The organism is Cupriavidus sp. MEYA8, from assembly GCF_059278825.1.
The window spans coordinates 890,572-913,050 of record NZ_CM181221.1; the positions used below are offsets into that span (position 1 = coordinate 890,572).

Here is a 22,479-nt window from a genome sequence, read left to right on the forward strand (position 1 = left end):
TTGTGAGGGCAGCAACGTCGGATGAGTCAAAGCGCGGCAGTGCGTGGCGCAGGATCGCCGCGACGCATTGCAGCATTCATCATGAACTGGTGATGCTCGATATAGGTGACGAATTATATAAGTGAGCAGGGGATGGAAGGCTTGAAACGAGCGAGTGTCCAGTCCCTGCAACGGTTGCAGGCGGGTTGCAAGTCGCGTGCCGGTTGCGGCACGAAAAAAAGCCGCGGCCTCCTGGTGGAGGCGGCGGCCTTTGAGATTGTTTTCTCCCCTTGCGCCCCTCTCCCGCGGGCGGGAGAGGGGCGCAAGCCGGCGGCGCGGTGACGGCCTGGAGCCCGTCCTCAGGCACCGTTCCCAGCCGCGATGGTCGCGAATCGCCCATCCCGGAAATCCGCCAGCGTCTGGTAGATCTGCTCCTGCGTGTTCATCACGAACGGGCCGTACTGCGCAATCGGCTCGTTCAGCGGCTTGCCGGCGATCAGCAGGAAGCGCGCGTCGGCGTTGGCCCGCACCACCACGCCGTCAGCCGTGCCGGCGTTGTCCAGTACGCCCATGCGCTGGGCCTCGACCACCGCGCGGTCGCCGTCGTCGCCCTCGTCGCCGATCGACACCTCGCCCTGGTACACGTACACAAAGGCGTTATGCCCGGCCGGCAGCGCCTGCGTGAACACCTGGCCTGCCGGCAGGTGCACGTCGAGGTAGAGCGGCTCGGTCACCGGGCGCGCCACCGCGCCGGCCACGCCATGGCTGGCGCCGGCCAGCACGCGAACCGTGCCCCCATTGTCCAGTGCCACCGTCGGAATCTCGGCCGACGGCATGTCGCGGTACCACGGCGCGGTCATCTTGTCCGCGGCCGGCAGGTTCAGCCAGAGCTGGAAGCCTTCCATGCGGCCGTCTTCCTGCTCGGGCATTTCCGAGTGCACCACGCCGGCGCCGGCCACCATCCACTGGGCGCCGCCGTTCTGCAGCAGGCCTTCGTTGCCGGCGCTGTCGCGATGGCGCATGCGGCCGGCCAGCATGTAGGTGATGGTCTCGAAGCCGCGGTGCGGGTGATCGGGGAAGCCGCCGATGTAGTCGTCCTTGCTGTCGGTGCCGAAGGCATCGAGCATCAGGAACGGGTCCAGCCGGCGCTGCAGGTTCTGTGTCAGCACGCGGGTCAGCTTGACGCCGGCGCCGTCGGACGTGGCAATGCCCCGCACGACGCGGTCCACGGTGCGCGAGCGTTGCACGCTTTCCGCGGTGGTGGCGGGAACGGTGGTGAAGGGGGTACGGATGTCCATGTCTTTCTCCGGTGGGCGGGAAGCGCTGCGATCGTGCCGCGCGGTCCCGTCGTTTCAGCTACCCCGTCAATTTAGTGGTTTGGCTGGGAAAGAGTAGAGGGCGGGAAGGGAACAGATTGTTCTACTCATAGGCATAGCGCGAAGGAGTCGCTATCAAAATTGGAACGGCGCACCCGGCGCCGCAAGCCCGGGAAAACCGGTGCCCTGAACGCCTCCCAAAAGCATAAAATTGCCGCAAAATTGGCGCCGGAAGGCGGAAAGATGACAAAATAAAAGAAGATCGCTATAATAGCGCTCTCATTGTCATCCGTTGATGTGAGTTGCAAGGTGGCCGATTCCGCGCCAGCCCTTGCCAGTCAACGGCCGATGGATCGGCGGCGCGTCGAAAAACCTCAATACCTGCGCTGCCACAGGCCAACTGGTCGCCACGCTTGAAGCGTCGCCGGTTGCGCCGCTTCAGGGAATGTCCGGCCGCATGCCGGCATCCCGTCAATCGGGCTCCCCGCCAACGCGGAAGGCCCACAGACCGTCCGCCGGCAATCGTGCCGGTCATGGCGGCAATGCAATCTGAACCGGGCGGGTGGCGCCTACATCTCCGCAACCACCAGCCCATATTGTTTTCCGCGATCTGGAAGTGGCGTCTTGCGCTCTTTTCCGGCCGGAAAAGGGGAGAGTATGTCAAAGCAATCGGCCCGGTCTTTCGCCTGGGCAGGACTGACGCTTGCCGCGATCGCCGCACTGGTCGCGTGGATCGGCGTCGATGTGATTCGGAAATATCAGGAACGCCTGATTTACGACGTTGCCGACCACCTGCGCCTGGTCGCGATCTCGATGACGCTGGCGCTGGCCACCGGCATCCCGGCCGGCATCGCGCTGAGCCGCCCGTGCATGCGCCGCTGGGCCGACCGGCTGATGCAGGTCTTCAACGTCGGCAACACGGTGCCGTCGCTGGCGGTGCTGGCACTCGCGCTGGCAGTGCTCGGCATCGGCGAGCGCCCGGCGATCCTGGCGCTGTGGCTGGCTTCGCTGCTGCCGATCGTGCGCAACACCTACGAGGGGCTGCGCAACGTTTCGCCCACGCTGCTGGAAGCGGCGCGCGGCATCGGCATGACCCCGGTGCAGCGGCTGGTGCGCGTGGAACTGCCCAACGCGCTGCCGGTGATGCTGGCCGGCATCCGCATTGCGCTGGTGATCAACGTCGGCACGGTGCCGCTGTCGTTCCTGATCGGTGCCAACAGCCTGGGCGAACTGATCTTCCCGGGCATCTACCTGAACAACCAGTCGCTGCTGCTGCTGGGCGCGGCCGCCACCGCGCTGCTGGCACTGGCACTGGACGCGTTGTTCGCCGCTGCCGGCCAGGTGTACCTGCGCCGCCGCGGGCTGGTGCGCTGAACAGAGGGGCCGACATGAAAGATCCAATGCAATTTATCCGCCGCCGCGCGCGGCGCGCCGCGATGCTGGTGGCGGCTGTTACCGCGTTCGCGGCAGGGCTGGCGCTGGCAACGGCGCCCGATGCGCACGCCGCCGATGCTGCCGCAGCACCGATCCGCGTGGGCGGCAAGAACTTTACCGAGCAGCTGCTGCTGTCGTCGATGACGTCTAAGTACCTGCGCGCCAAGGGCCTCACCACCGAGCTGACCGCCGGGCTGGGCAGCACGCTGATGCGCCAGGCCATGGAGAGCAACCAGCTCGACGTGGTCTGGGACTACACCGGCACCGCGCTGATCGTGTTCAACAAGGTCCAGGAAAAGCTGGGCGCGAAGGAAAGCTATGAGCGCGTCAGGCAGATGGACGGCGCACGCGGCCTGGTGTGGCTGGATGCCTCGGGCATCAACAACACCTACGCGCTGGCGATGCCGAAGGAACGCGCCGGCAAAGGCGTGACTACGCTGTCGGCGTTTGCCGAGCAGATGCGCAAGGCCGGCGCCGACGCCACCCATCCGTTCGCGGTCGACATGGAATTCGCAGCGCGCCCGGATGGCCTGGAGCCGCTCAAGGACCTGTACAAGCTGCCGTTCTCGCGCCGCGACGTGATCCAGCTCGACCCCGGCCTGGTCTACACCGCGCTGAAGAACAACCAGGTCGAGCTGGGCCTGGTCTATGCCACCGATGGCCGCGTCAAGGGCTTCGACCTCGTGCTGCTGGAAGACGATCTGCATTTCTTCCCGCCTTACAACGCGGTGCCGGTGGTACGCAAGCCGGTGCTCGACAAGCATCCGGAACTAGCCGGCCTGCTCAATGCACTCGCTGCCAAGCTCGACAACCAGAGCATGACCGACATGAACTACAAGGTGGACATCGGCCAGCAGCCGGTGGACAAGGTCGCGGAGGACTTCCTGCGCAGCCACGGACTGATCTGAGGAGGGCCGCATGGACCTGCGAATGGACATATTTGGTTACCTGCAGCACAGCTGGCCCACGCTGCTGAAAATGACCGGCGAGCATCTCGCGCTGGTCGGCTCGGCGGTAGGGCTGGCGATCCTGATCGGGGTGCCGCTGGGCATCGTGATCACGCGCTTCCGCGCGCTGGCCACGCCGCTGCTGGCGCTGGCCACCATCGTGCTGACGCTGCCGTCGATCGCGCTGTTCGGACTGATGATCCCGATCTTCGCGCGCTTCGGCCATGCGCTCGGCTACGTGCCGGCGGTGACGGCGGTGTTCCTGTACTCGCTGCTGCCCATCATGCGCAACACCTACACCGCGCTGGCCAATGTCGACCCCGGCATCCAGGAAGCGGGCCGCGGCATCGGCATGACCACCTGGCAACGGATGCGGCTGGTCGACCTGCCGCTGGCGGTGCCGGTGATCCTCGGCGGCGTGCGTACCGCCGTGGTGATGAATATCGGGGTTGCCACCATTGCCGCCATCATCGGCGCGGGTGGCCTTGGGGTGCTGATCCTGCAAGCGATCAGCCAGAGCAACATGAGCAAGCTGGCCGTGGGCGCGGTCCTGGTCAGCCTGCTTGCCATCGTGGCGGACGCTTTCCTGCAGTGGTTGCAGCGGGCGCTGACGCCGAAGGGGATCCGTCTATGATCGAACTCGACCAACTCACCAAGTCCTTCCAGCAGAAAGACGGCACCGAAGTGCGTGCCGTCGACGCCGTGTCGCTGACGGTGCCGCGCGGCGAGATCTGCGTCTTCCTGGGCCCGTCGGGCTGCGGCAAGACCACCACGCTGAAGATGATCAACCGGCTGATCGAGCCCACTTCCGGCACGGTGCGCATCGAGGGCGAGGACACGCGCGGCATCGACGGCGTGACCCTGCGCCGCAAGATCGGCTACGTGATCCAGCAGATCGGCCTGTTCCCCAACATGACCATCGAAGAGAACATCATGGTCGTGCCGCGCCTGCTCGGCTGGGACAAGAAGCAGTGCCGCGAGCGCGCGCGCGAGCTGATGGCGATGGTGCAGCTCGATCCCAACCTGATGCTCGGCCGCTACCCGCGCGAGCTGTCTGGCGGGCAGCAGCAGCGCATCGGCGTGATCCGAGCGCTGGCGGCCGATGCGCCGGTGTTGCTGATGGACGAGCCGTTCGGAGCGGTCGACCCGATCAACCGCGAGAGCATCCAGAACGAATTCCTGCAGATGCAGCGCCAGCTCGGCAAGACCGTGATCATGGTCTCGCACGATATCGACGAGGCGATCAAGCTGGCCGACAAGGTGGCGGTGTTCCGCCGTGGCAAGCTGGTGCAGTTCGACCACCCCGACGCGCTGCTGGCGCACCCGGCCGATGAGTTCGTGCAGGCCTTTGTCGGCCACGACAATACGCTCAAGCGCCTGCTGCTGGTGCGCGCCGGCGACGCCGCCACCATGCCGCCGAGCTGCCGCCCCGACATGCCGCTGGCCGAGGCGCTGGGCGTGATGGATGATGCCGACGTGCGCCACCTGCCGGTGGTGGACGATGCGCAGCGCGCGCTGGGCTATGTCACGCGCCGCGACGCGCGCCCGGGCAAGGGCGTGTGCAGCGACGTGATGCGCCCGTTCGCGGTCACCGCTGCGTTCGACGAGCACCTGCGCATCGTGCTGTCGCGCATGTACCAGCACAACACCAGCTGGCTGCCGGTGATGGGCGCGGACGGCGACTACCTGGGCGAAGTGACGCAGGAATCGATCGCGGGCTACCTCAGTTCCGGCCGCTCGCGCGGCCAGTCGGCGCTGGCGCTGCCGGCGGTTCCCGCGCCGGCGACGCTGCGCGCGGCGGCCTGAGCGCAACGCACGGCAGAGTGCGGGCATCCGGGCTATGCTTGACACATGCTCCGCTGCTGCCGCTAGCCGCTATGCCTCGTCGTCGAAACCCGCTGGCTGATCCCGCGCGGGTTTGACGGCTTTACGCCCGGGCCGCTGATCCTGCTGCGGCCCGGCGCCAGCGACGCGCTGATCGAGCACGAGAAGGTCCACGTGCGCCAGTTCTGGCGCAGCTGGGGGCTGATGGGCGTGCTGTATCTCGCCAGCCGACGCTGGCGGCTGCGCTATGAAGTGGAGGCGTACCGGGAGCAGTTGCGGTACTGTCACCCGGACTCGGCACACGCCTTTGCGCGCGTGCTGGCTCAGAAGTACCGGCTGAAGATTTCTGAGGCGGAAGCCTACCGGTTGCTGACGCAGAGTCCCGAATCCACTTCCAAATAAGAAGGGCCCGCACCGGTTGCCTGGTGCGGGCCGTCTTGCTGTCTGGCGGAAGCGGTGAGATTCGAACTCACGGATGGGTCACCCCATCGGCAGTTTTCAAGACTGCTGCCTTAAACCACTCGGCCACGCTTCCGGAAAGTGCGGGCATTGTAGCGCGAAAGGGCGGGTCCCTCGGCGCCGCGTTGCCATCGACCTGAAGGTCAGGCCGCGCATTATACAAGGCCACGCGGGCAACGGGGTGCTCTTGCAGCGCGGCGAGGCGGCATGCGTAAACTTCCTGCCACACCGCTGGCCTCGGCTGTCGGCGTCTGTCTGACACCGCGGAACCTTCACATGGGACTGCTGCTCATATTGGAGTGCACGGGGTCGCGGCGTGTGCCGCCGGTGTTTGCTGCCGGTGTGTGCTGCAATCCCTGCTTCGACTGGCAACAGAGGAGAACTCAAAATGCGAATGCAAAGCAAGAAATGGCTGATCCTGCCGGCAGCTACCGCGGTGGCGGTGCTGGCCGGTTGTGCTGCGCCGTACAACGGCGGTTACAGCAATACCGGCTACAACACGGCGCCGCCCCCGGGCTACCAGACCCCCAACACCACGCAGGCGCCTGCCGGCTCGGTGTACTACGGCCGTGTGGAATCGATCGAGCCGATCACCTCCACGCAAGGCAGCTCTGGCCTGCTGGGCACGGTCATCGGCGGTGCCGCCGGCGGCCTGCTGGGCCATCAGATCGGCGGCGGGCGCGGGCAGACCGCGGCCACCATCGGCGGTGCCGTGGTCGGCGCGGTAGCGGGCAACCAGATCGAGAAGCGTGCGGGCAGCAATACGCAGACCGCGTATCGCGTCAACGTGCGCCTGGACGACGGCCGCGTCGCGACGGTGACCCAGTCGAACCTGGGCAACCTGCAAGTGGGCATGCGCGCACGCGTGGCCAACGATATGGCGACGCCGTACTGACGCTGACGGCGGTCAGAAAGCAGAAGGCCACGCGCTTGCGTGGCCTTTCTCGTTGAGACTTACCGGGACGCCGCAGCGTCCACAACTCAGTCCTTCAGGAACATCTCCTGCAGGTCATTCAGGAAGCGCCGCCCCAGCTCCGTCGGCCGGATGGTGGTCAGGTCCGCTTCCAGCAGTCCCTTCTTCTCGGCTTCGGCGAGTTGCTTGCTGATGGTGTGCAGCGGCAGCCCGGTGTAGTCGTGGAAGCTCGATGCCGGCACGCCATCGGTCAGACGCAACGCATTGAGCATGAACTCGAACGGCAACTCGTCGGCGCTCACATCGCGCGCCTCCTGCACGGCATTGCCGGCAAGCGCCTGCTCCATGTAGGTAGCGGGATGCTTGTGCCGCATCTGGCGCAGGATGCGGTGCGGGAACGACAGCTTGCCGTGCGCGCCCGCGCCGATGCCGAGGTAATCGCCGAAACGCCAGTAGTTGAGGTTATGGCGCGCCTCGCGATGCGGCCTGGCATAGGCCGAGGTCTCGTAGTGGCGATAGCCCGCCTCGGCCGTGCGTGCCTCGATCAGGTCCTGCATCTCGTACGCGCTGTCGTCGTCCGGCAGCGCGGGCGGGAACTTGGCGAACAGCGTGTTCGGCTCCAGCGTCAGGTGATACAGCGACAGGTGCGTGGTGCCGTACGACAGCGCGGTCTCCAGGTCCTGCCGGCATTCTTCCAGCGTCTGCCCGGGCAGGGCGTACATCACGTCGAGGTTGATGTTGTCGAAGCTCGCCTGCGCGATATCGATCGCCTTGCGCGCCTCGGCGCCGCCATGGATGCGCCCGAGCGCCTGCAGGTGCCGGTCGTTGAAGCTCTGGATGCCGATCGACAGCCGGTTGATGCCGCTGGCGCGGTAGCTGGCAAACTTGTCGGACTCGAAGGTGCCGGGGTTGGCTTCCATCGTGATCTCGGCGTCGGCATCGAGCGGCAGCAAGGCGCGGATATCGGACAGCAGCCGGTCCATGCCAGCGGCCGACAGCAGGCTGGGCGTGCCGCCGCCGATAAAGACGGTATGGACAGGGCGGCCCCACACCAGCGGCAGCGATTGCTCGAGGTCCGCGCGCAATGCGTCCAGGTAGATCTCTTCCGGGATCTCGTGGTTGTCGGCGCCCGGCGCCGCGTGCGAATTGAAATCGCAATACGGGCACTTTCGCACGCACCACGGGATATGCACGTACAGCGACAGCGGCGGCGACCCCGGCAGGCTGATCTGCCCGGGCTTGAGCCACAGCTGCTTGCTGTCGACGGGGGAGGCGGCGGACGGCGCGCTGCCGGCCGGTACGATCGGGATCATCGGCCGTTGCGCTGCGCGGCGTCGGCTTGCAGCCTGGCCACCAGTGCGCGCAGAGCTTGCGCGCGGTGGCTGACGGCGTTCTTCTCTTCCGCCGACAGCTCGGCGGCAGTCCTGCCCAGCCCCGGCAGCAGGAAATGCGGATCGTAGCCAAAGCCGCCCGCGCCGCGGGGCGCGTCGACGACCTCGCCATGCCACACGCCTTCGGCGATCAGCGGGCAGGGATCCTCGGCATGGCGCACGAACACCAGCACGCAGTAGTAGTGCGCATGGCGGTCCAGCTTGCCGGCCAGTTGCGACACCAGGTAAGCGTTGTTGGCCGCATCCGACCTGGGCTTGCCGGCCATCTGCGCATAGCGCGCCGAATAGACGCCGGGCGCGCCGCCGAGCGCGCGCGCACTGATGCCGGAGTCATCGGCCAGCGCGGGCAGCCCGGACAGCCGGCTGGCGTGGCGTGCCTTGGCCAGGGCATTCTCGACAAAGGTGACGAAGGGCTCCTCGGCCTCCGGGATGCCCAGTTCGCCCTGCGGCACCACGTCGAAGCCGAGCGGTGCCAGCAGCGTGCCGAACTCGCGCAGCTTGCCGGGATTGTTGGAGGCCAGTACCAGTCGTTGCATGGTCGGATCCCGCTTTAGGCCAGGCCGAGCGCTTCGCGCTGGTGCCGCACCAGGCGGGCGATGCCGGCTTCGGCCAGGCGCGTCATGGCGTCGAGGTCGGCGCGGCTGAATGGCGCGCCTTCGGCAGTGCCCTGCACCTCCACAAAGCCGCCGCTGCCGGTCATGACCACGTTCATGTCGGTGTCGCAGCTGCTGTCCTCGGCGTAGTCGAGGTCGAGCACCGGCACGCCGTCGACCATGCCGACCGAGACCGCGGCCACGTGGTCGCGGATCGGGCTGGCGGCAATCAGGCCATCGCGCAGCATCGTGGCGACCGCGTCGTGCGCGGCGACGAAGGCGCCGGTGATGGCAGCGGTGCGGGTGCCGCCGTCGGCCTGCAGCACGTCGCAGTCGAGGTGGATGGTGTATTCGCCCAGCGCCGCCAGGTCGAACACCGAGCGCATGGCACGGCCGATCAGGCGCTGGATTTCCTGCGTGCGGCCGGTCTGCTTGCCGCGCGCGGCCTCGCGGTCCGAGCGCGTGTGGGTGGCGCGGGGCAGCATGCCGTACTCGGCCGTCACCCAGCCTTCGCCGCTGCCTTTCTTGTGCGGCGGCACCTTGGCGAGCACGCTGGCGGTGCACAGCACCTTGGTATCGCCAAAGGCACAGAGGACTGAGCCCTCGGCGTGGCGGGTGTAGTGGCGGGTAAGGCTGATGGAACGCAGCGCATCGGCTGCGCGGCCGCTGGGTCGCATGGAATGTTCGGGTCGGAATCGGGGGAGAGACCGCGATTCTACCGCCGCCGGCCCGCGCGCGCTGCATACCGGCGCGCGGTGAAGGGCAAAGGCCGCCCGCGAACCGGGTCAGCGCATCAGGTTGCTGGTCTTGTCGATGGCGGCGCGGATCTCGGCGATCGAGCGCTCGATCTCTTCCTCGGACAGCAGGTCGCTGTCCGTGCCGGTGCGGTCCAGGATCGACGTGGTGAACGCGTTCAGCGGCAGCGTATCGGTCATCACCGAATCCGGCCCGGTGGTGTTGTTGTCCAGCTCCCACATCATGGCGATGCCGGTGGTGTTGTCGGCACCTTCGCCGGCGTTCTGCAGCGCCTGCTCGATCAGCGCCGGCACCGCCTGCACCACCGACAGCCGCGACAGCTTGTCGACCAGCGCCTGGTCGTCCAGCGGCCCCCACAGGCCGTCGGAGCAGAGCAGGGCGACATCGCCGGGCTCCAGCCGCACCGGGCCGCCCAGGTCGATCAGCGGCAGGTTGGGCGAGCCCAGGCAGTTGTAGAGCTTGTTGCGCTCGGGGTGGTTGGCCACGTGCATCGGCAGCACGCGTTCCTGCTGCAGCAGGTTCTCGATCTTGGAATGGTCGCGCGTGCGCGTCAGCAGCCGGCCCTTGCGCAACAGGTAGTAGCGCGAATCGCCGGCATGGGCCCAGTAGACCTGGCCGTGCTGGACCAGGCAGCAGACCACCGTGGTGCGCGGCACGTCGGCCATGCGATTGGCTTCCGCGTAGCGGTGGATCTCGCGATGCGCCAGCATGATAGTGTCCTGCAGGAACTCCGCGGGGTTTCGTATCGCCGGGCGGGCCTGGGCCTGGAACTGCCGCGCCAGCGTCTGCAGCGCCTGCTGCGCTGCGACTTCACCGTGCGCGTGGCCGCCGAGCCCGTCGGCCAGCACCATCAGCAGCGCGTCGCGCGTGAAGCAATAGCCCATGCGGTCCTGGTTGACGCGGCGGCCGCCTTTCCTGCTTTCCTGGTAGACAGAGAATCGCATGTTGGCTTCGGAAATTCAGTAAGGTCACCGCGCCCCGATGGGCGCGATTTGTGATTTATTCTACGCTCGCGCCGGAGCCCGGCTCGTCGCGGCGGCGCAGCAGCGTAAGGAAGCGCGAAGCGGGGGCAGGGCGCTCGACGGGGGCCGGCGGCGGCGCCAGCAGCGCCTGCCCGCTCAGCGCGTTGGTCTGCTCGCGCAGTTCCTTCTGCAGCCTGAATACGCTCTGCGGCCGCTCCGACGGCACCAGCCGCAGGCACCATTCGACCAGGTCGACCAGGCCGTTGGTATAGCTGCTGCGCAGCCGCACCAGCGCCTCGCCCATGCGGTCTTCCTTCTCGCGCTGGTTGGCTTCCTGCGGCGGCATGCCGGCCATGCAGGCATAGAGCGTGGCGCCCAGGCTGTAGATATCGGTCCAGGGCCCCAGGTCGGAATGCTTGCCGTACAGTTCGGGCGCGGCGAAGCCGGGCGTGTACATCGGCTGGAAGCGCGCCGCTTCCATGGTCAGCGTCTGCCGCGCGGCGCCGAAATCCAGCAGGATCGGCGACTCGTCCTCGCGCAGGTAGATGTTGCCGGGCTTGATGTCCAGGTGCAGCAGCTTGTGGATATGCACTTCACGCAGGCCGCTCATCAGGTCGTGGAAGACCTTGCGCATGAAATGCTCGCGCAGCACCTTGGCGCGGCCCTGCTGCCGGGCCGCCAGCACGTGCTCCTGCAGCGTCTTGCCCAGCTCGTAGTTCATCACCATGTAGACCGTGGCGTTCTCGCGGAAGAAATTCACCACGCGCACCACGCTCGGATGGGAAATGCGGGCCAGCGAGCGGCCTTCTTCAAAGAAGTACTTGAGGCCGAGGCGGAATGCCGCGGCGTTTTCCTCGGGCACCACGGGGATCAGTTCGCCCGGGTTGCGCCGCGCCAGCGACGACGGCAGGTACTCCTTGATCGCGACCGGCGCGCCGGTTTCATCGGTGGCCAGGTAGACGAAACTGAACCCCCCGCTGGCCAACTTCTTTACAATACGATAGTTGGACAACAGCGTGCCGACGGGCAGCGGTGCACTCTTCGGTTGTGTCGTGCCCTTGGACTCTGTCATGGGAATAGGGGCCGGATTTGCCTCCGCGGATGACTCCGCAGATTTGCCAACGGATTGTCCGGGCTAATCGGTCACTTGTAAAGAACACAAATACGGGCATTGTTGCCCTCCTTTCAACGTTTTGAGAGCGCTCCCGGTCCGGTTGCGGGAGGCTCGGGGAGGGTGCCCGCGGGCCGCCAGCGCCCCCGGGGCCGCCTCCACTCACGAGAACATCCAATGATCCACAGCATGACAGGCTATGGCCTGGCGACGCGCCAGGCGCCACTGACCAACGCACAGGGCGAGCCGAGCGGTCGCACCGCCTCCGTTTCGGTGGAATTCCGCACTGTCAATTCGCGTTTCCTCGACCTGTTGTTCCGGGCCCCGGAAGAGTGCCGCGCCTTTGAGCCGGCGCTGCGCGAGATGCTGATGGCCGAGCTGTCGCGCGGCAAGCTGGAATGCCGCATCAACCTGCAGCGCACCGATTCGGGCGGCGCCACGCTGGCGCTCAACGACAGCCTGCTGTCGCAGATCCGCGCGCTGGAGACCACCGTGGCCGGCACCTTCCCCAGCGCCGGCACGCTGCGCATGGGCGAGATCCTGCGCTGGCCGGGCGTGCTGGTCGAGCCCGAGCTGTCGCAGGACGCGCTGCGCGAAGCCGTGACCGGCGCCGCGCGCGAGGCACTGGATCAGCTGCTGGAAGCGCGCCGCCGCGAGGGCGAGGCGCTCAAGTCGGCGCTGATGGAGCGCGTCGATGCCATGCTGGCGATCGTCGAGCGCCTGACGCCGGCGATCCCGCAGCTGATCGCGCACCACCAGCAGAAGCTGACCGAGCGCCTGCAGGAAGCGTTCAACCTGGCCGCGCCCACCGGCATGCCGTCGATGAGCCGCGACGAGATTGCCGAGCGCATCCGCCAGGAAGCCACCGTCTACGGCATCCGCATCGACATCGCGGAAGAGCTGTCGCGGCTGCAGGCACACCTGAACGAGACCCGCCATATCCTGAAGAAGGGTGGGCAGGTCGGCAAGCGACTCGACTTCATGATGCAGGAGCTCAATCGCGAGGCCAACACGCTCGGTTCCAAGGCCGCCGCCAAGGAACTGGCCGATGCCTCGATGGAGCTCAAGCTGCTGATCGAGCAGATGCGCGAGCAGGTCCAGAACCTCGAATAACGCAGTAAAAAACCAGAATCACCCCGAAGTCACCGAATCATCATCATGAGCCAAACGTCTCAAACCGCGCCGCATCCTCCCATCGACACCGTCTACCCGGGCAACCTGTTCATGGTGGTGGCGCCGTCGGGAGCCGGCAAGTCGACGCTGGTCAACGCGCTGCTGGCGCAGGACCCGGCCATCCGGCTGTCGATCTCGCACACCACGCGCGCGCCGCGCCCGGGCGAGCAGGACGGTCGCGAATACCACTTCGTCACCGTCGACGCCTTCCGCGCCGCGCGCGACCGCGGCGATTTCCTGGAGTGGGCCGAGGTCCATGGCAACTACTACGCGACCTCGCGCGTGTGGATCGAGCAGCAGATGGCGCAAGGCAACGACGTGCTGCTCGAGATCGACTGGCAGGGCGCGCAGCAGGTGCACCAGCGCTTCTCCAACGCGGTCGAGATCTTTATCCTGCCGCCGTCGCTGACCGCGCTGGAAGAGCGCCTGAAGAAGCGCGGCCAGGACGAGCCCAACGTGATCGTGCGCCGGCTGCTGGCGGCGGGCAGCGAGATGTCGCATGCGTCGGAGTCGGACTACGTCATCATCAACGAGGTCTTCGACGATGCGCTGGAAGAGCTGCGCAACGTGGTTCGGGCCACCCGTCTGCGCTTTTCGTCGCAAAAGGCACGGCACGCGGAGCTGTTCATCGAGCTCGGCATCCACTGAGCCGAGGCACGCGAGCGCAGGCGCCGCCGGCGTTTTCCGCCGCGTGCTGTAAAATAGCAACCCAACACAAGGTTTTGTCCCAAGGTGGATTTGATATGGCGCGTATTACCGTCGAAGATTGTCTGAAACACATCCCGAATCGTTTCGAGCTCGCCCTGGCGGCCACGTACCGTGCGCGCCAGCTGGTGCAGGGCCACACGCCCAAGGTCGAGGCCAAGGACAAGCCGACCGTGGTGGCACTGCGCGAGATCGCGTCGGGCCAGGTCGGCATCGAGATGCTGAAGAAGGTCCCGACCTGATCGACCCGATCGAGCGGCCGGCCCATGGCTCATCCTCGCAACGTGCCAGCATATTTCCAGGCTCTCCAGCCGGATTCCAGGGGCCGCCGCCATGCCTTCGCCGCAACCGCCCTCCCAGCCTTCCTCTCCGTCGACGCCCGCGGCGGGCGCGCACGGCGATGCGGCACCGCCCACGGCGCGTAAGCGCACCATCCCGGGCCAGTCTTCCGTGAACGCGCGCACCGGCGCTCCCAATCTTCCCGATCCGCTCGGCGACGATGTCGTCGGGGAGCGTGCCGTCGCGCCCGCGCTGGCGCCGGGCAAGGCGAGGGCGCCCGCGCTGCAGGATGAGCTGGCCGCAGTGCAGGAAGCGACGCCTCCGGTGGCGGACAGCCTGTTTATCGATGCAGTGCTGGCGCAGTCATACCGGCACTTCTTCGGGCCGACCTCGCAGCCGGCGGTACCGCCGCGCCAGCAGGTCATTTCCATCACCCGGCTGATGGAAAAGCTCGCGTACCTGAAGGCGCCCGACCTGGCGCGCGTACGCGAAGCCTTCCAGTTTTCCGACGAGGCCCACCTGGGCCAGTACCGCCAGAGCGGCGAGCCCTACATCACCCATCCGGTGGCGGTGGCGGAGCTGTGCGCGGACTGGAAGCTGGATGTGCAGTCCATCATGGCGGCGCTGCTGCACGACGTGATGGAAGACCAGGGCATCACCAAGAGCGAACTGGCCGAGAAATTCGGCCCCAAGGTCGCCGAACTGGTCGATGGCCTGACCAAGCTGGACAAGCTCGAATTCCAGAGCCGCGAGCAGGCGCAGGCGGAAAGCTTCCGCAAGATGCTGCTGGCGATGGCGCGCGACGTGCGCGTGATCCTGGTGAAGCTGGCCGACCGTACGCACAACATGCGCACGCTCGACTTCGTGCCGCCGGAGAAGCGCCGCCGCATCGCGCTGGAGACCATGGAGATCTATGCGCCGATCGCGCACCGTCTCGGTCTCAACACCATCTACCGCGAACTGCAGGAACTGTCGTTCAAGGTCGGCTCGCCGTTCCGTTACGCCACGCTTGAAAAAGCGGTCAAGGCCGCGCGCGGCAACCGGCGCGAGGTGGTCAAGCGCATTCTCGAGGCGGCGCAGAAGGGGCTGGCCGATGCCGGCATCGTGGCCGAACTGTCCGGCCGCGAGAAAACGCTGTACAGCATCTACCGCAAGATGCACGACAAGCAGCTGTCGTTCTCGCAGGTGCTCGACGTGTATGGTTTCCGCGTGGTGGTGGAAACGCAGATGCACTGCTACATGGCGATGGGCGCGCTGCACGGTCTGTACAAGCCGATGCCCGGCAAGTTCAAGGACTATATCGCGATCCCCAAGATCAACGGCTACCAGTCGCTGCACACCACGCTGGTGGGCCCGTTCGGCACGCCGGTCGAGTTCCAGATCCGCACGCGCGACATGCACCAGATCGCCGAGGCCGGCGTGGCCGCGCACTGGATGTACAAGCACCAGGCCGACCACGCCAACGATATCCAGCAGCAGGCGCACCAGTGGCTGCAGTCGCTGCTCGATATCCAGAGCCAGACCGGCGATTCGCAGGAATTCCTCGAGCACGTCAAGATCGACCTGTTCCCGGATGCGGTCTACGTGTTCACGCCCAAGGGCCATATCCGCGCGCTGCCGCGCGGCGCCACCGCGCTGGACTTTGCCTACGCGGTGCACAGCGACCTGGGCAACCAGTGCGTCGCGGTCAAGATCAACAACGAGCTGCTGCCGCTGCGCACCGAACTCAAGAGCGGCGATATCGTCGAGGTGGTGACGGCGCCGTACTCCAAGCCGAATCCGGCGTGGCTGTCGTTCGTGCGCACCGGCAAGGCGCGCGCGGCGATTCGCCATTACCTGAAGACCACCAAGCTGGACGAAGCGATCCAGCTCGGCGAGCGGTTGCTGGAACAATCCGCGCGCCAGCTCGGCATCGAGCTGAAGGCGGTGCCGCAGTCGGTGTGGGACCGCATGATCCAGTGGACCGGCAACAAGCAGCGCGAAGACATCTTCGCCGACCTGGCGCTGGGCCGGCGCGTGCCGGCGGTGGTGGCCAAGCGCATGGAGATCCTGCTGCAGGAGCTGTCCGGCGACGTCGACAGCGCGCTGCTGGCGGCGGTGCAGACCTTTGCCGGCGAAGAGGCGCCCGCGGTGCCGATCACCGGCGACGAGGGCATGTCGATAATCTTCTCGGCGTGCTGCCGTCCGATCCCCGGCGATTCGATCGTGGGCTACCTGGGCAAGGGCGAAGGGCTGCAGATCCACGTGCAGGACTGCAAGATCGCCAAGCGCCTGCACAGCAAGGATCCGGAGCACTGGATCGACGTGATGTGGGCCAAGAAAACCACGCGTGCCTTCGACGTGTCGATCAAAGTGATGGTGCGCAACGTCAAGGGCATCGTCGCCCGCGTCGCCGCGGACCTGACCGCCGCCGATGCCAACGTCGCGCACGTGGCGATGGAGCAGCAGGACGGCAGCCACCAGGAAGCCACCTACATGCAGTTCATTATCCAGGTGCAGAACCGCCTGCACCTGGCCAACGTGATGCGCGGGCTGCGCCGCAACCCCGACGTCATCCGCATCTTCCGCGACCGCAACGACGGCTAGGCGGGCGTTTCAGGACGGCCCTGGCGTCGTTGTGCGGCCTTGTTGCCGTGCTACTTGTACAGTCTGCGGCCGCACGCCGCGCCAGGGCACATGCCCACTTATTGTTTCTTTGACGGGTAGCTCACTTCCAGGATATCGATCTGCTCGATCCCGGCCGGCGTGCGCAGTGGCACGGTGTCGCCTTCGCGCGCCTTGATCAGTGCCTTGGCGATCGGCGAGATCCAGCTCACGCAGTTGCTGTCCAGGTCCACTTCATCCATGCCCACGATAGTGATGGTGGTCTCTTCGCCGGCGCGGTTGGCGTAGGTGACGGTGGCGCCGAAGAAGATCTGGTCGTTGTCGCCCTGCAATGAGGGATCGACCACCTCGGCCTTGTCCAGGCGGCGCGTCAGGAAGCGGATGCGGCGGTCGATCTCGCGCAGGCGCTTCTTGCCGTAGAGATAGTCGCCGTTCTCGGAGCGGTCGCCATTGGATGCCGCCCACGAGACGATCTGCACCACATCGGGCCGGTCGACGTCGATCAGCTGCATCAGCTCATTGCGCAGGCGGTGGTAGCCTTCGGCGGTGATGTAGTTCTTGGTGCCGGGTGGCAGCGGCGTTGCGCCTTCGGGGAGGTCGTCGTCCTCGTCGCCAGAGGACTCTTTGACAAATGCCTTGTTCATGGTCCGGATCACATCTTCGGGTTCTCATTATAGAAAAACGCTGCGGACAGACCCACGCTCGCAAAAAGATGAGAAAAAAGTGCAGAAGGGGGTTCACAAATCTGAAATCTCAGATATAATCTCTTTTCTCGAGTGCGGCTGTAGCTCAGTTGGATAGAGTACTTGGCTACGAACCAAGGGGTCGTGGGTTCGAATCCTGCCAGCCGCGCCACCTATGCAGTAAGAAAAGGGCTTCCGGAAACGGAAGCCCTTTTTGTTTTCCTGCCTCTCTCTCCCTGTCTTTCGCATCGCTTGTAGTCCCCGCGCCGCCAGCGTTTTTGCTGCGCCACGGCTTGCGCGCGTCCTTGCCGCCTCCTAGGCTCGACTCAAGGGCAGTACAAGCCAAACCGGAGCAATGGGCATGGAAAACGACTGGCGCGTCGAGCAGTACCGCGACATGGATGTCTACGTCCAGGTGTCGCCGCAGGGCCAGGGAAGCATCGGTCGATGGGGCTATGAAGTGCGCGTGGCCCAGGAAGGCGTCGATCCCGCCGATGCGGGCGATACCGAAGTGCTGGTGAGCGGCTCGCAACAGTTCGCTACGCGCCATGCGGCGGAAGTGGCGGCGTTCGGTGCTGGCTATGCGCTGGTGGACCGCCTGCTCGGGCCGCCGCCCGAGTGATGCCCCCGCGCGCCACTTGCGCGCCGTTGCGCGGTTCGCAATGGCATATATCACGGCATGATCTGTGGCCGTTGACCTGGATCATTTTTGATCCGGGCCGGCATTCCTACGCTGGATGTGGTGACACCGCCAGGCATCGCGTGTGAGCACGCTGGCGATTTTTGCAGCCGGTCAAGAAAAGACTTGCCAGATCCGCGCGAATGCTGCATAATTTACTTCTTCAGACGCGGGGTGGAGCAGTTGGCAGCTCGTCGGGCTCATAACCCGAAGGTCGCAGGTTCAAGTCCTGCCCCCGCAACCAACACCTTTCGCGGTGTCCGCCGCAATTCTTCAAGGTGTTGTTCTCAAGGCCGTCCGGCCTGATTCATTCCCAGCTCCGAACTGAACTGCGAACCTCCGCGATGATCGCGCTCGGTGCTTGCTCGTCGTCAGGCCGGCAATCGTTGCGCCGCCTGCAGGAAGGTATTGCGCACCAGCGACTGGTCTTCGCGCTCGGCTGCATCGGCGCGCTCCCGCAATCGCTTGGCCAGCACCGCCAGCGTGCCTTGTGCCTGCGGACCGCCTGCTGCCTGGCACTTGGCCACCGCTTCGCGCATCACGGCATCGAGCTCGGCGCCGACATCGGCACCATCGAAGGCGCTCACCGACAGGGCTGAAATGCGTTCCAGGTAGAGATTGACCAGCGCTTCGTCGTGTAGCGGTTCGGACATGTCTTCTCCTTGGCGATGACGGGAACACAAAAACCATTGTAGTGGAACCGGCGCCTGCGCAAGCTCAAACAATAATGATTCTTGTTCGAGCGGCATCAGGGTTCACATACAATACGCGTTCACGACGCGTCCGTCCGGCGTGCGCGCTTTCCCCATTCTTGCCCAGAGGTTGTCGCCACCATGTTGCTGCAGATTCCAGACGTACTTTCCAAGGACCAGGTGGCGCAGGTGCGGCAGATCATCGACGCCGCGCCGTGGACCGATGGCAATGAAACCTCGGGCTACCAGTCGGCGCTGGCCAAGCGCAACCTGCAGCTGCCCGAAGGCTCGCCCGCGGCGCGCCAGGTTGGCGACCTGATCCAGGATGCGCTGGGCAACAACGCGTTGTTCTTCTCGGCGGCACTGCCGCTGAAGGTATATCCGCCGCTGTTCAACCGCTACGAGGGCGGGCACACCTTTGCCAACCATGTCGACAACGCGATCCGCTACCTGCGCGGCACCAGCTTCCGCATCCGCAGCGACCTGTCGGCAACGCTGTTCCTGACCGGACCGGACCAGTACGACGGTGGCGAACTGGTGATCGAGGACACCTACGGCCAGCAGCGCGTGAAGCTGCCCGCCGGGCATATGGTGCTGTACCCGGCCACCAGCATCCACCACGTGACGCCGGTCACGCGCGGCGCGCGGGTGTCGTCGTTCTTCTGGATCCAGAGCATGGTGCGCGACGACGGCCAGCGTGCGCTGCTGTTCGAGATGGACGGGCGCATCCGCCAGACCGCGCAGGAACTCGGTCAGTCGCATGAAGCCGTTATCGGCCTGACCGGCGTCTATCACAACCTGCTGCGCCGCTGGGCGGACGCCTGAGCGCCGCCAGCGCCCGGCGCCGGGATACCGGCGGGGCGCTGCGTCGATGCAGCGGAGGGCGCGGCTGTTCGGGCTATTCGTCGCGCCGTCGCCGCATCTGCAACTGCTCGATGGGGGAGGGCTGGATGCGGCGCCGTGCCGGCCGCAGGGCGCGGTTCGGCCACAGCACGTAGTTGGTGTGCGGGTCCAGCGGCTTGCCGAGATACGAGACCCAGACCTGCACGCCGTGTTCGGTTTCGGCGATCACGGCCGCGACGGCACGCGCCGCGGCGGAAGGGGACTTGAGCAACTCCGCCAGGGCTTCGACGCCCTGCACGACATGATGCTTCACCCCTGAAAACCATGCGTACTGACGCATGGCGGACAACAAACGCTTGGTCATGAACGCGACTCTGGTGTGGTTGGAAGTGCGAATAAGACTGCTTCCGGTCCGATTTGTTCAACGGAAGCTTGCGAACGCCAGTATGACTGCGCGTGCGCTACTACGCATTCGGTGCGTACCCTGAGGCCGGCACTTTTGCTGGATGGCGGCAGCGTCACACGACGCGCGCCGGCTCGGGGGCCAAGGCAGAGAGTACCATTGCCAGCCGGTCGAGCGCCGGATCGATGTCGAGCAGGTCGATGGCGCCGAAGCCGAGCAGCAGGCCGGCGCAGGTCGGTGGCGGCGTGGCGTAGAAGGGGTCGAGGGTGGCCAGTTCCAGGTCCGCGAGCCGTGCCATCGCCACCAGCGCGTCGGAAGCCATTGGCACGCGCAGCCGCGCCGCCAGGTGAAACCCGGCCATTGCCGGCAGGGCTTCGAGCCACGGTGACAGGTCGCCGTGCAGCCGCGCCAGCAGACGCGCGCGCCGCTGCGCATGGCGCGCGTGAGAACGCCGGATATGGCGCAGCAGGTGTCCCTCCGACATGAAGCGCGCCAGCGCCTGCTGGATCAGCGTCGGGGTGTACCAGTCCATCAGGTGCTTGACCTTGCGTGCCGCCGGCATCAGCCATGGCGGCACCACCAGATAGCCGCAGCGCAGGTTGGCCAGCAGCGTCTTGGAAAACGTCCCCAGGTACACCACGCGGCCGTGGCGGTCCAGCGTCTGCAGTGCGTCCAGCGCCTGCCCGCCATAGCGGAACTCGCTGTCGTAGTCGTCCTCCAGGATCACCGCGTGGCGGCGCGCGGCCCAGTCGAGCAGCGCCTGCCGCCGCGCCAGGCTCATCGGCACGCCCAGCGGCGACTGGTGCGACGGCGTGACGAAGACCAGCGTCGCCTCGCCGGGCAGCGCCTCCACCACCAGTCCTTCGCCGTCCACCGGTACCGGCACCACGCGCGCGCCCAGCCCCTGGAACAACGCGCGGGCCATCGGGTAGCCGGGATTCTCCATGGCTACCACGGCGCCCGGCCCAAGCAGCAGCCGCGCGGCCAGGTCGATGCCCTGCTGCGCGCCGGCGGTGACCAGGATATCGGTGGGAGCGCCCTGCACGCCGCGGGTGAAGGCAATATGAGTGGCAATGGCCTGCCGCAGCGGCATCTCGCCACTGGGATCCGCGGGCCCGGGCGCGCGTTGCCGCTCCGCCGCGAGTGCCGCGCGCACGCAGCGCGACCAGGCTTCGTGCGGAAAGCGCGCGGTGTCGGCCTGGCCTGGCTGGAAGGCGTAGCGCGCGCCGCCGGCCGGCCCGAGGAAGGGCGCCTCGGCCGCCATCCAGCGCAGAACTGCCGGCGGCAGCACCGGCGCGGCGGCGATGCGCACCGGCTTGCGCGCCAGTCCCTCGGCGACATAGGTGCCATCGCCGACGCGGGCGTGCAGCCAGCCCTCCGCCACCAGCCGCTCGTAGGCCGTGGTCACGGTCTTGCGCGCGACGCCCAGCTGCGTGCCGAGCAGCCGCGTGGGCGGCATGCGTGCGCCGGCCTCCAGGCGCCCCGACTGGATGGCGTCGCGGATCTGGTGGACGATCTGCGCGGTCAGGTCGCCGGCGTGGTCCAGCGCGAGATGGAGCTCCATGGTCGTTGCGTGGAATTGGTCTACCGATTTTGCCGGAAATTGGCTGTGTACGGAGCCAATCGCGGCGGCTATCTTTGAGTCCAACGGGCCAGCGCCCGCCAATCACTCAACCGGATCCCTGGAGAATCGACATGGAAGAACGTATGAACTGGCAAGACGTGGCCCCTGATGCCTACAAGGCCATGGTCGGCGTAGAGATCTACATTGCCCGCTGCGGGCTGGAAAACAGCCTGAAGGAACTGGTGAAGATCCGTGCCTCGCAGATCAACGGCTGTGCCTTCTGCCTGGATATGCATGTGACCGACGCGCGCAAGCACGGCGAGAGCGATCGCCGCCTGAGCCTGCTGCCGGCATGGCGCGAAGTGAGCTGGTTCAGCGCGCGCGAGCGTGCCGCGCTGGCCTGGACCGAGGCGCTGACGCTGCTGCCGCAAAGCCAGGCGCCCGACGCCGACTACAACGCGGTGCGCGAGCAGTTCTCGGAAAAGGAAATTGCCGACCTGACGCTGCTGATCTCGATGATCAATGCGTGGAACCGCTTCGGCGTCGGCTTCCGCCGCCAGCCGCCGGCGCTCTGAACATAGCGCCACGCTCGCCGCCGCGGCCGGTCCACAGGCCCCGGCGCGCTGCATTTGCTCGCGTCTGTGGCGCCGAGCGGAAGGCACAATCCCACGCGGGTGGCGGGCAGGCATCGTGGCCCGACAGGCCATGCGATGGTAGGCTATGGCAATGGCTACGCCGATCAGGTCGAGCGCGATGGCACGTAGTTCGTCGCCGCGTGACTGGCGATGCCCATCGCGTTCATGCTGTGCCAGGAGTCTGCCCATGACAGAAGACACCCTGCTGCAATTGATGGCCGAGGTCGAGAAGGAAGACCCGATCGACTACGCCGACCTGCCGTTCGATGACCGCGCGCTGCGCCAGCTGGCATGCCGGCTGATCGCCGAGCGCTCCGAGCAGCTGGAAGCCTCCGGCATGCCGATGGAAGCGCTGCTGGCCACGATGTGGGCCTCGACCGCCAAGCTGGTGCTGGAAAACCTGGTGCTTAACGCCCGCCTGCTGACGCTGCAGGGCATGCCCGAAGATGCCCAGGCGCTGATCGATCGGATCGCGCGCCAGTCGCGCGGCGGCCCGGATCGCGAGTCCTGACAGCCGCTCCGTTGCGATGTGCT

Annotated in this window: 24 protein-coding genes and 3 tRNA genes; 16 read left to right on the top strand and 11 right to left on the bottom strand. The window is 66.4% G+C overall.

Annotation, left to right across the window (positions count from 1 at the left end; translation table 11 throughout):
• Positions 1-338: 338 nt before the first annotated feature.
• The gene (locus AC5WJ1_RS04110; RefSeq protein ID WP_195428219.1) at positions 339-1,277 is read right to left on the bottom strand and encodes a pirin family protein; all 939 of its coding nucleotides are present in this window, start codon (positions 1,275-1,277) and stop codon (positions 339-341) included.
• Between the two features lie 675 nt (positions 1,278-1,952).
• Between AC5WJ1_RS04110 and AC5WJ1_RS04115 the strand changes: the two genes are divergently transcribed.
• From AC5WJ1_RS04115 to AC5WJ1_RS04135, 5 genes are all read left to right on the top strand, one after another.
• Positions 1,953-2,669, top strand: coding sequence for an ABC transporter permease (locus AC5WJ1_RS04115; protein ID WP_133094073.1), 717 nt, complete (start codon positions 1,953-1,955; stop codon positions 2,667-2,669).
• A 26-nt stretch (positions 2,670-2,695) separates the two neighbouring features.
• Positions 2,696-3,637, top strand: coding sequence for a glycine betaine ABC transporter substrate-binding protein (locus tag AC5WJ1_RS04120; protein ID WP_135704821.1), 942 nt, complete (start codon positions 2,696-2,698; stop codon positions 3,635-3,637).
• 22 nt (positions 3,638-3,659) lie between these two features.
• Positions 3,660-4,310 (top strand): ABC transporter permease, encoded by a 651-nt coding sequence (locus tag AC5WJ1_RS04125; protein ID WP_133094239.1) that lies wholly within the window; start codon positions 3,660-3,662, stop codon positions 4,308-4,310.
• A complete protein-coding gene (locus AC5WJ1_RS04130; RefSeq protein ID WP_135704822.1) occupies positions 4,307-5,482 on the top strand; it encodes an osmoprotectant ABC transporter ATP-binding protein OsmV in 1,176 nt (391 codons plus the stop codon). The genes AC5WJ1_RS04125 and AC5WJ1_RS04130 overlap by 4 nt, the downstream gene beginning before the upstream one ends.
• Positions 5,483-5,578: 96 nt before the next feature.
• Entirely contained in the window at positions 5,579-5,902 is a 324-nt protein-coding gene (locus AC5WJ1_RS04135; RefSeq protein ID WP_494476523.1) for a hypothetical protein, read from the top strand.
• Positions 5,903-5,945: 43 nt separating this feature from the next.
• Here the strand turns inward: AC5WJ1_RS04135 and AC5WJ1_RS04140 are convergent.
• Positions 5,946-6,035, bottom strand: a tRNA-Ser gene (locus AC5WJ1_RS04140).
• A 312-nt stretch (positions 6,036-6,347) separates the two neighbouring features.
• On the opposite strand from AC5WJ1_RS04140, the gene AC5WJ1_RS04145 reads away from it, so the two are divergent.
• On the top strand, positions 6,348-6,854 hold the full coding sequence (locus AC5WJ1_RS04145; protein ID WP_133094077.1) for an outer membrane lipoprotein: 507 nt from the start codon (positions 6,348-6,350) through the stop codon (positions 6,852-6,854).
• Positions 6,855-6,940: 86 nt separating this feature from the next.
• Here the strand turns inward: AC5WJ1_RS04145 and hemW are convergent, their stop codons facing one another.
• From hemW to AC5WJ1_RS04170, 5 genes are all read right to left on the bottom strand, one after another.
• Positions 6,941-8,185 carry a radical SAM family heme chaperone HemW gene (gene hemW, locus AC5WJ1_RS04150; RefSeq protein ID WP_133094078.1) on the bottom strand — a complete coding sequence of 415 codons (1,245 nt, stop codon included), beginning with the start codon at positions 8,183-8,185 and terminating at the stop codon, positions 6,941-6,943.
• Positions 8,182-8,799: an RdgB/HAM1 family non-canonical purine NTP pyrophosphatase gene (gene rdgB, locus AC5WJ1_RS04155; RefSeq protein WP_133094079.1), complete on the bottom strand. Its 618-nt coding sequence runs from the start codon at positions 8,797-8,799 to the stop codon at positions 8,182-8,184. Before rdgB ends, hemW begins: the two co-directional genes overlap by 4 nt.
• A gap of 14 nt (positions 8,800-8,813) precedes the next feature.
• Positions 8,814-9,533 (bottom strand): ribonuclease PH, encoded by a 720-nt coding sequence (gene rph, locus AC5WJ1_RS04160; RefSeq protein ID WP_133094080.1) that lies wholly within the window; start codon positions 9,531-9,533, stop codon positions 8,814-8,816.
• A gap of 108 nt (positions 9,534-9,641) precedes the next feature.
• Positions 9,642-10,556, bottom strand: a complete 915-nt coding sequence (locus AC5WJ1_RS04165; protein ID WP_133094081.1) for a PP2C family protein-serine/threonine phosphatase — start codon at positions 10,554-10,556, stop codon at positions 9,642-9,644.
• A 55-nt stretch (positions 10,557-10,611) separates the two neighbouring features.
• Positions 10,612-11,646: a serine/threonine protein kinase gene (locus tag AC5WJ1_RS04170; RefSeq protein WP_135704824.1), complete on the bottom strand. Its 1,035-nt coding sequence runs from the start codon at positions 11,644-11,646 to the stop codon at positions 10,612-10,614.
• Between the two features lie 216 nt (positions 11,647-11,862).
• On the opposite strand from AC5WJ1_RS04170, the gene AC5WJ1_RS04175 reads away from it, so the two are divergent.
• The 4 genes from AC5WJ1_RS04175 (at position 11,863) to AC5WJ1_RS04190 (ending at position 16,428) form a co-directional block, all read left to right on the top strand.
• Complete coding sequence (locus tag AC5WJ1_RS04175) at positions 11,863-12,798, top strand: YicC/YloC family endoribonuclease (RefSeq protein ID WP_135704825.1); 936 nt, start codon at positions 11,863-11,865, stop codon at positions 12,796-12,798.
• 45 nt (positions 12,799-12,843) lie between these two features.
• Complete coding sequence (gmk, locus tag AC5WJ1_RS04180) at positions 12,844-13,506, top strand: guanylate kinase (protein ID WP_133094084.1); 663 nt, start codon at positions 12,844-12,846, stop codon at positions 13,504-13,506.
• Between the two features lie 95 nt (positions 13,507-13,601).
• On the top strand, positions 13,602-13,805 hold the full coding sequence (gene rpoZ / locus AC5WJ1_RS04185; protein WP_006578656.1) for a DNA-directed RNA polymerase subunit omega: 204 nt from the start codon (positions 13,602-13,604) through the stop codon (positions 13,803-13,805).
• 91 nt (positions 13,806-13,896) lie between these two features.
• Positions 13,897-16,428, top strand: coding sequence for a RelA/SpoT family protein (locus AC5WJ1_RS04190; RefSeq protein WP_218959574.1), 2,532 nt, complete (start codon positions 13,897-13,899; stop codon positions 16,426-16,428).
• Between the two features lie 98 nt (positions 16,429-16,526).
• Here AC5WJ1_RS04190 and greB read toward each other — a convergent pair whose 3' ends face one another.
• Positions 16,527-17,090 (bottom strand): transcription elongation factor GreB, encoded by a 564-nt coding sequence (gene greB, locus AC5WJ1_RS04195; RefSeq protein ID WP_133094085.1) that lies wholly within the window; start codon positions 17,088-17,090, stop codon positions 16,527-16,529.
• A gap of 134 nt (positions 17,091-17,224) precedes the next feature.
• Between greB and AC5WJ1_RS04200 the strand changes: the two genes are divergently transcribed.
• The 3 genes from AC5WJ1_RS04200 to AC5WJ1_RS04210 all read left to right on the top strand — a co-directional run bounded on the left by AC5WJ1_RS04200 (position 17,225) and on the right by AC5WJ1_RS04210 (position 18,052).
• Positions 17,225-17,301, top strand: a tRNA-Arg gene (locus AC5WJ1_RS04200).
• A 189-nt stretch (positions 17,302-17,490) separates the two neighbouring features.
• Positions 17,491-17,751 carry a hypothetical protein gene (locus tag AC5WJ1_RS04205; RefSeq protein ID WP_063237150.1) on the top strand — a complete coding sequence of 87 codons (261 nt, stop codon included), beginning with the start codon at positions 17,491-17,493 and terminating at the stop codon, positions 17,749-17,751.
• A 225-nt stretch (positions 17,752-17,976) separates the two neighbouring features.
• A tRNA-Met gene (locus AC5WJ1_RS04210) sits at positions 17,977-18,052 on the top strand.
• 127 nt (positions 18,053-18,179) lie between these two features.
• Here the strand turns inward: AC5WJ1_RS04210 and AC5WJ1_RS04215 are convergent.
• Complete coding sequence (locus AC5WJ1_RS04215) at positions 18,180-18,461, bottom strand: hypothetical protein (protein WP_133094086.1); 282 nt, start codon at positions 18,459-18,461, stop codon at positions 18,180-18,182.
• Positions 18,462-18,641: 180 nt separating this feature from the next.
• Here AC5WJ1_RS04215 and AC5WJ1_RS04220 point away from each other — a divergent pair, with 180 nt between their 5' ends.
• Positions 18,642-19,325, top strand: coding sequence for a Fe2+-dependent dioxygenase (locus tag AC5WJ1_RS04220; RefSeq protein WP_135704826.1), 684 nt, complete (start codon positions 18,642-18,644; stop codon positions 19,323-19,325).
• 73 nt (positions 19,326-19,398) lie between these two features.
• Here the strand turns inward: AC5WJ1_RS04220 and AC5WJ1_RS04225 are convergent, their stop codons facing one another.
• A complete protein-coding gene (locus AC5WJ1_RS04225; protein WP_116317469.1) occupies positions 19,399-19,707 on the bottom strand; it encodes a hypothetical protein in 309 nt (102 codons plus the stop codon).
• Positions 19,708-19,861: 154 nt separating this feature from the next.
• On the bottom strand, positions 19,862-21,310 hold the full coding sequence (gene pdxR / locus AC5WJ1_RS04230) for a MocR-like pyridoxine biosynthesis transcription factor PdxR (protein WP_133094088.1): 1,449 nt from the start codon (positions 21,308-21,310) through the stop codon (positions 19,862-19,864).
• A gap of 131 nt (positions 21,311-21,441) precedes the next feature.
• On the opposite strand from pdxR, the gene AC5WJ1_RS04235 reads away from it, so the two are divergent.
• Together AC5WJ1_RS04235 and AC5WJ1_RS04240 are read left to right on the top strand one after the other, a co-directional pair.
• The gene (locus AC5WJ1_RS04235) at positions 21,442-21,885 is read left to right on the top strand and encodes a carboxymuconolactone decarboxylase family protein (RefSeq protein WP_133094089.1); all 444 of its coding nucleotides are present in this window, start codon (positions 21,442-21,444) and stop codon (positions 21,883-21,885) included.
• A 247-nt stretch (positions 21,886-22,132) separates the two neighbouring features.
• Positions 22,133-22,456 (top strand): hypothetical protein, encoded by a 324-nt coding sequence (locus AC5WJ1_RS04240; protein WP_133094090.1) that lies wholly within the window; start codon positions 22,133-22,135, stop codon positions 22,454-22,456.
• The last annotated feature ends 23 nt before the right edge of the window (positions 22,457-22,479 follow it).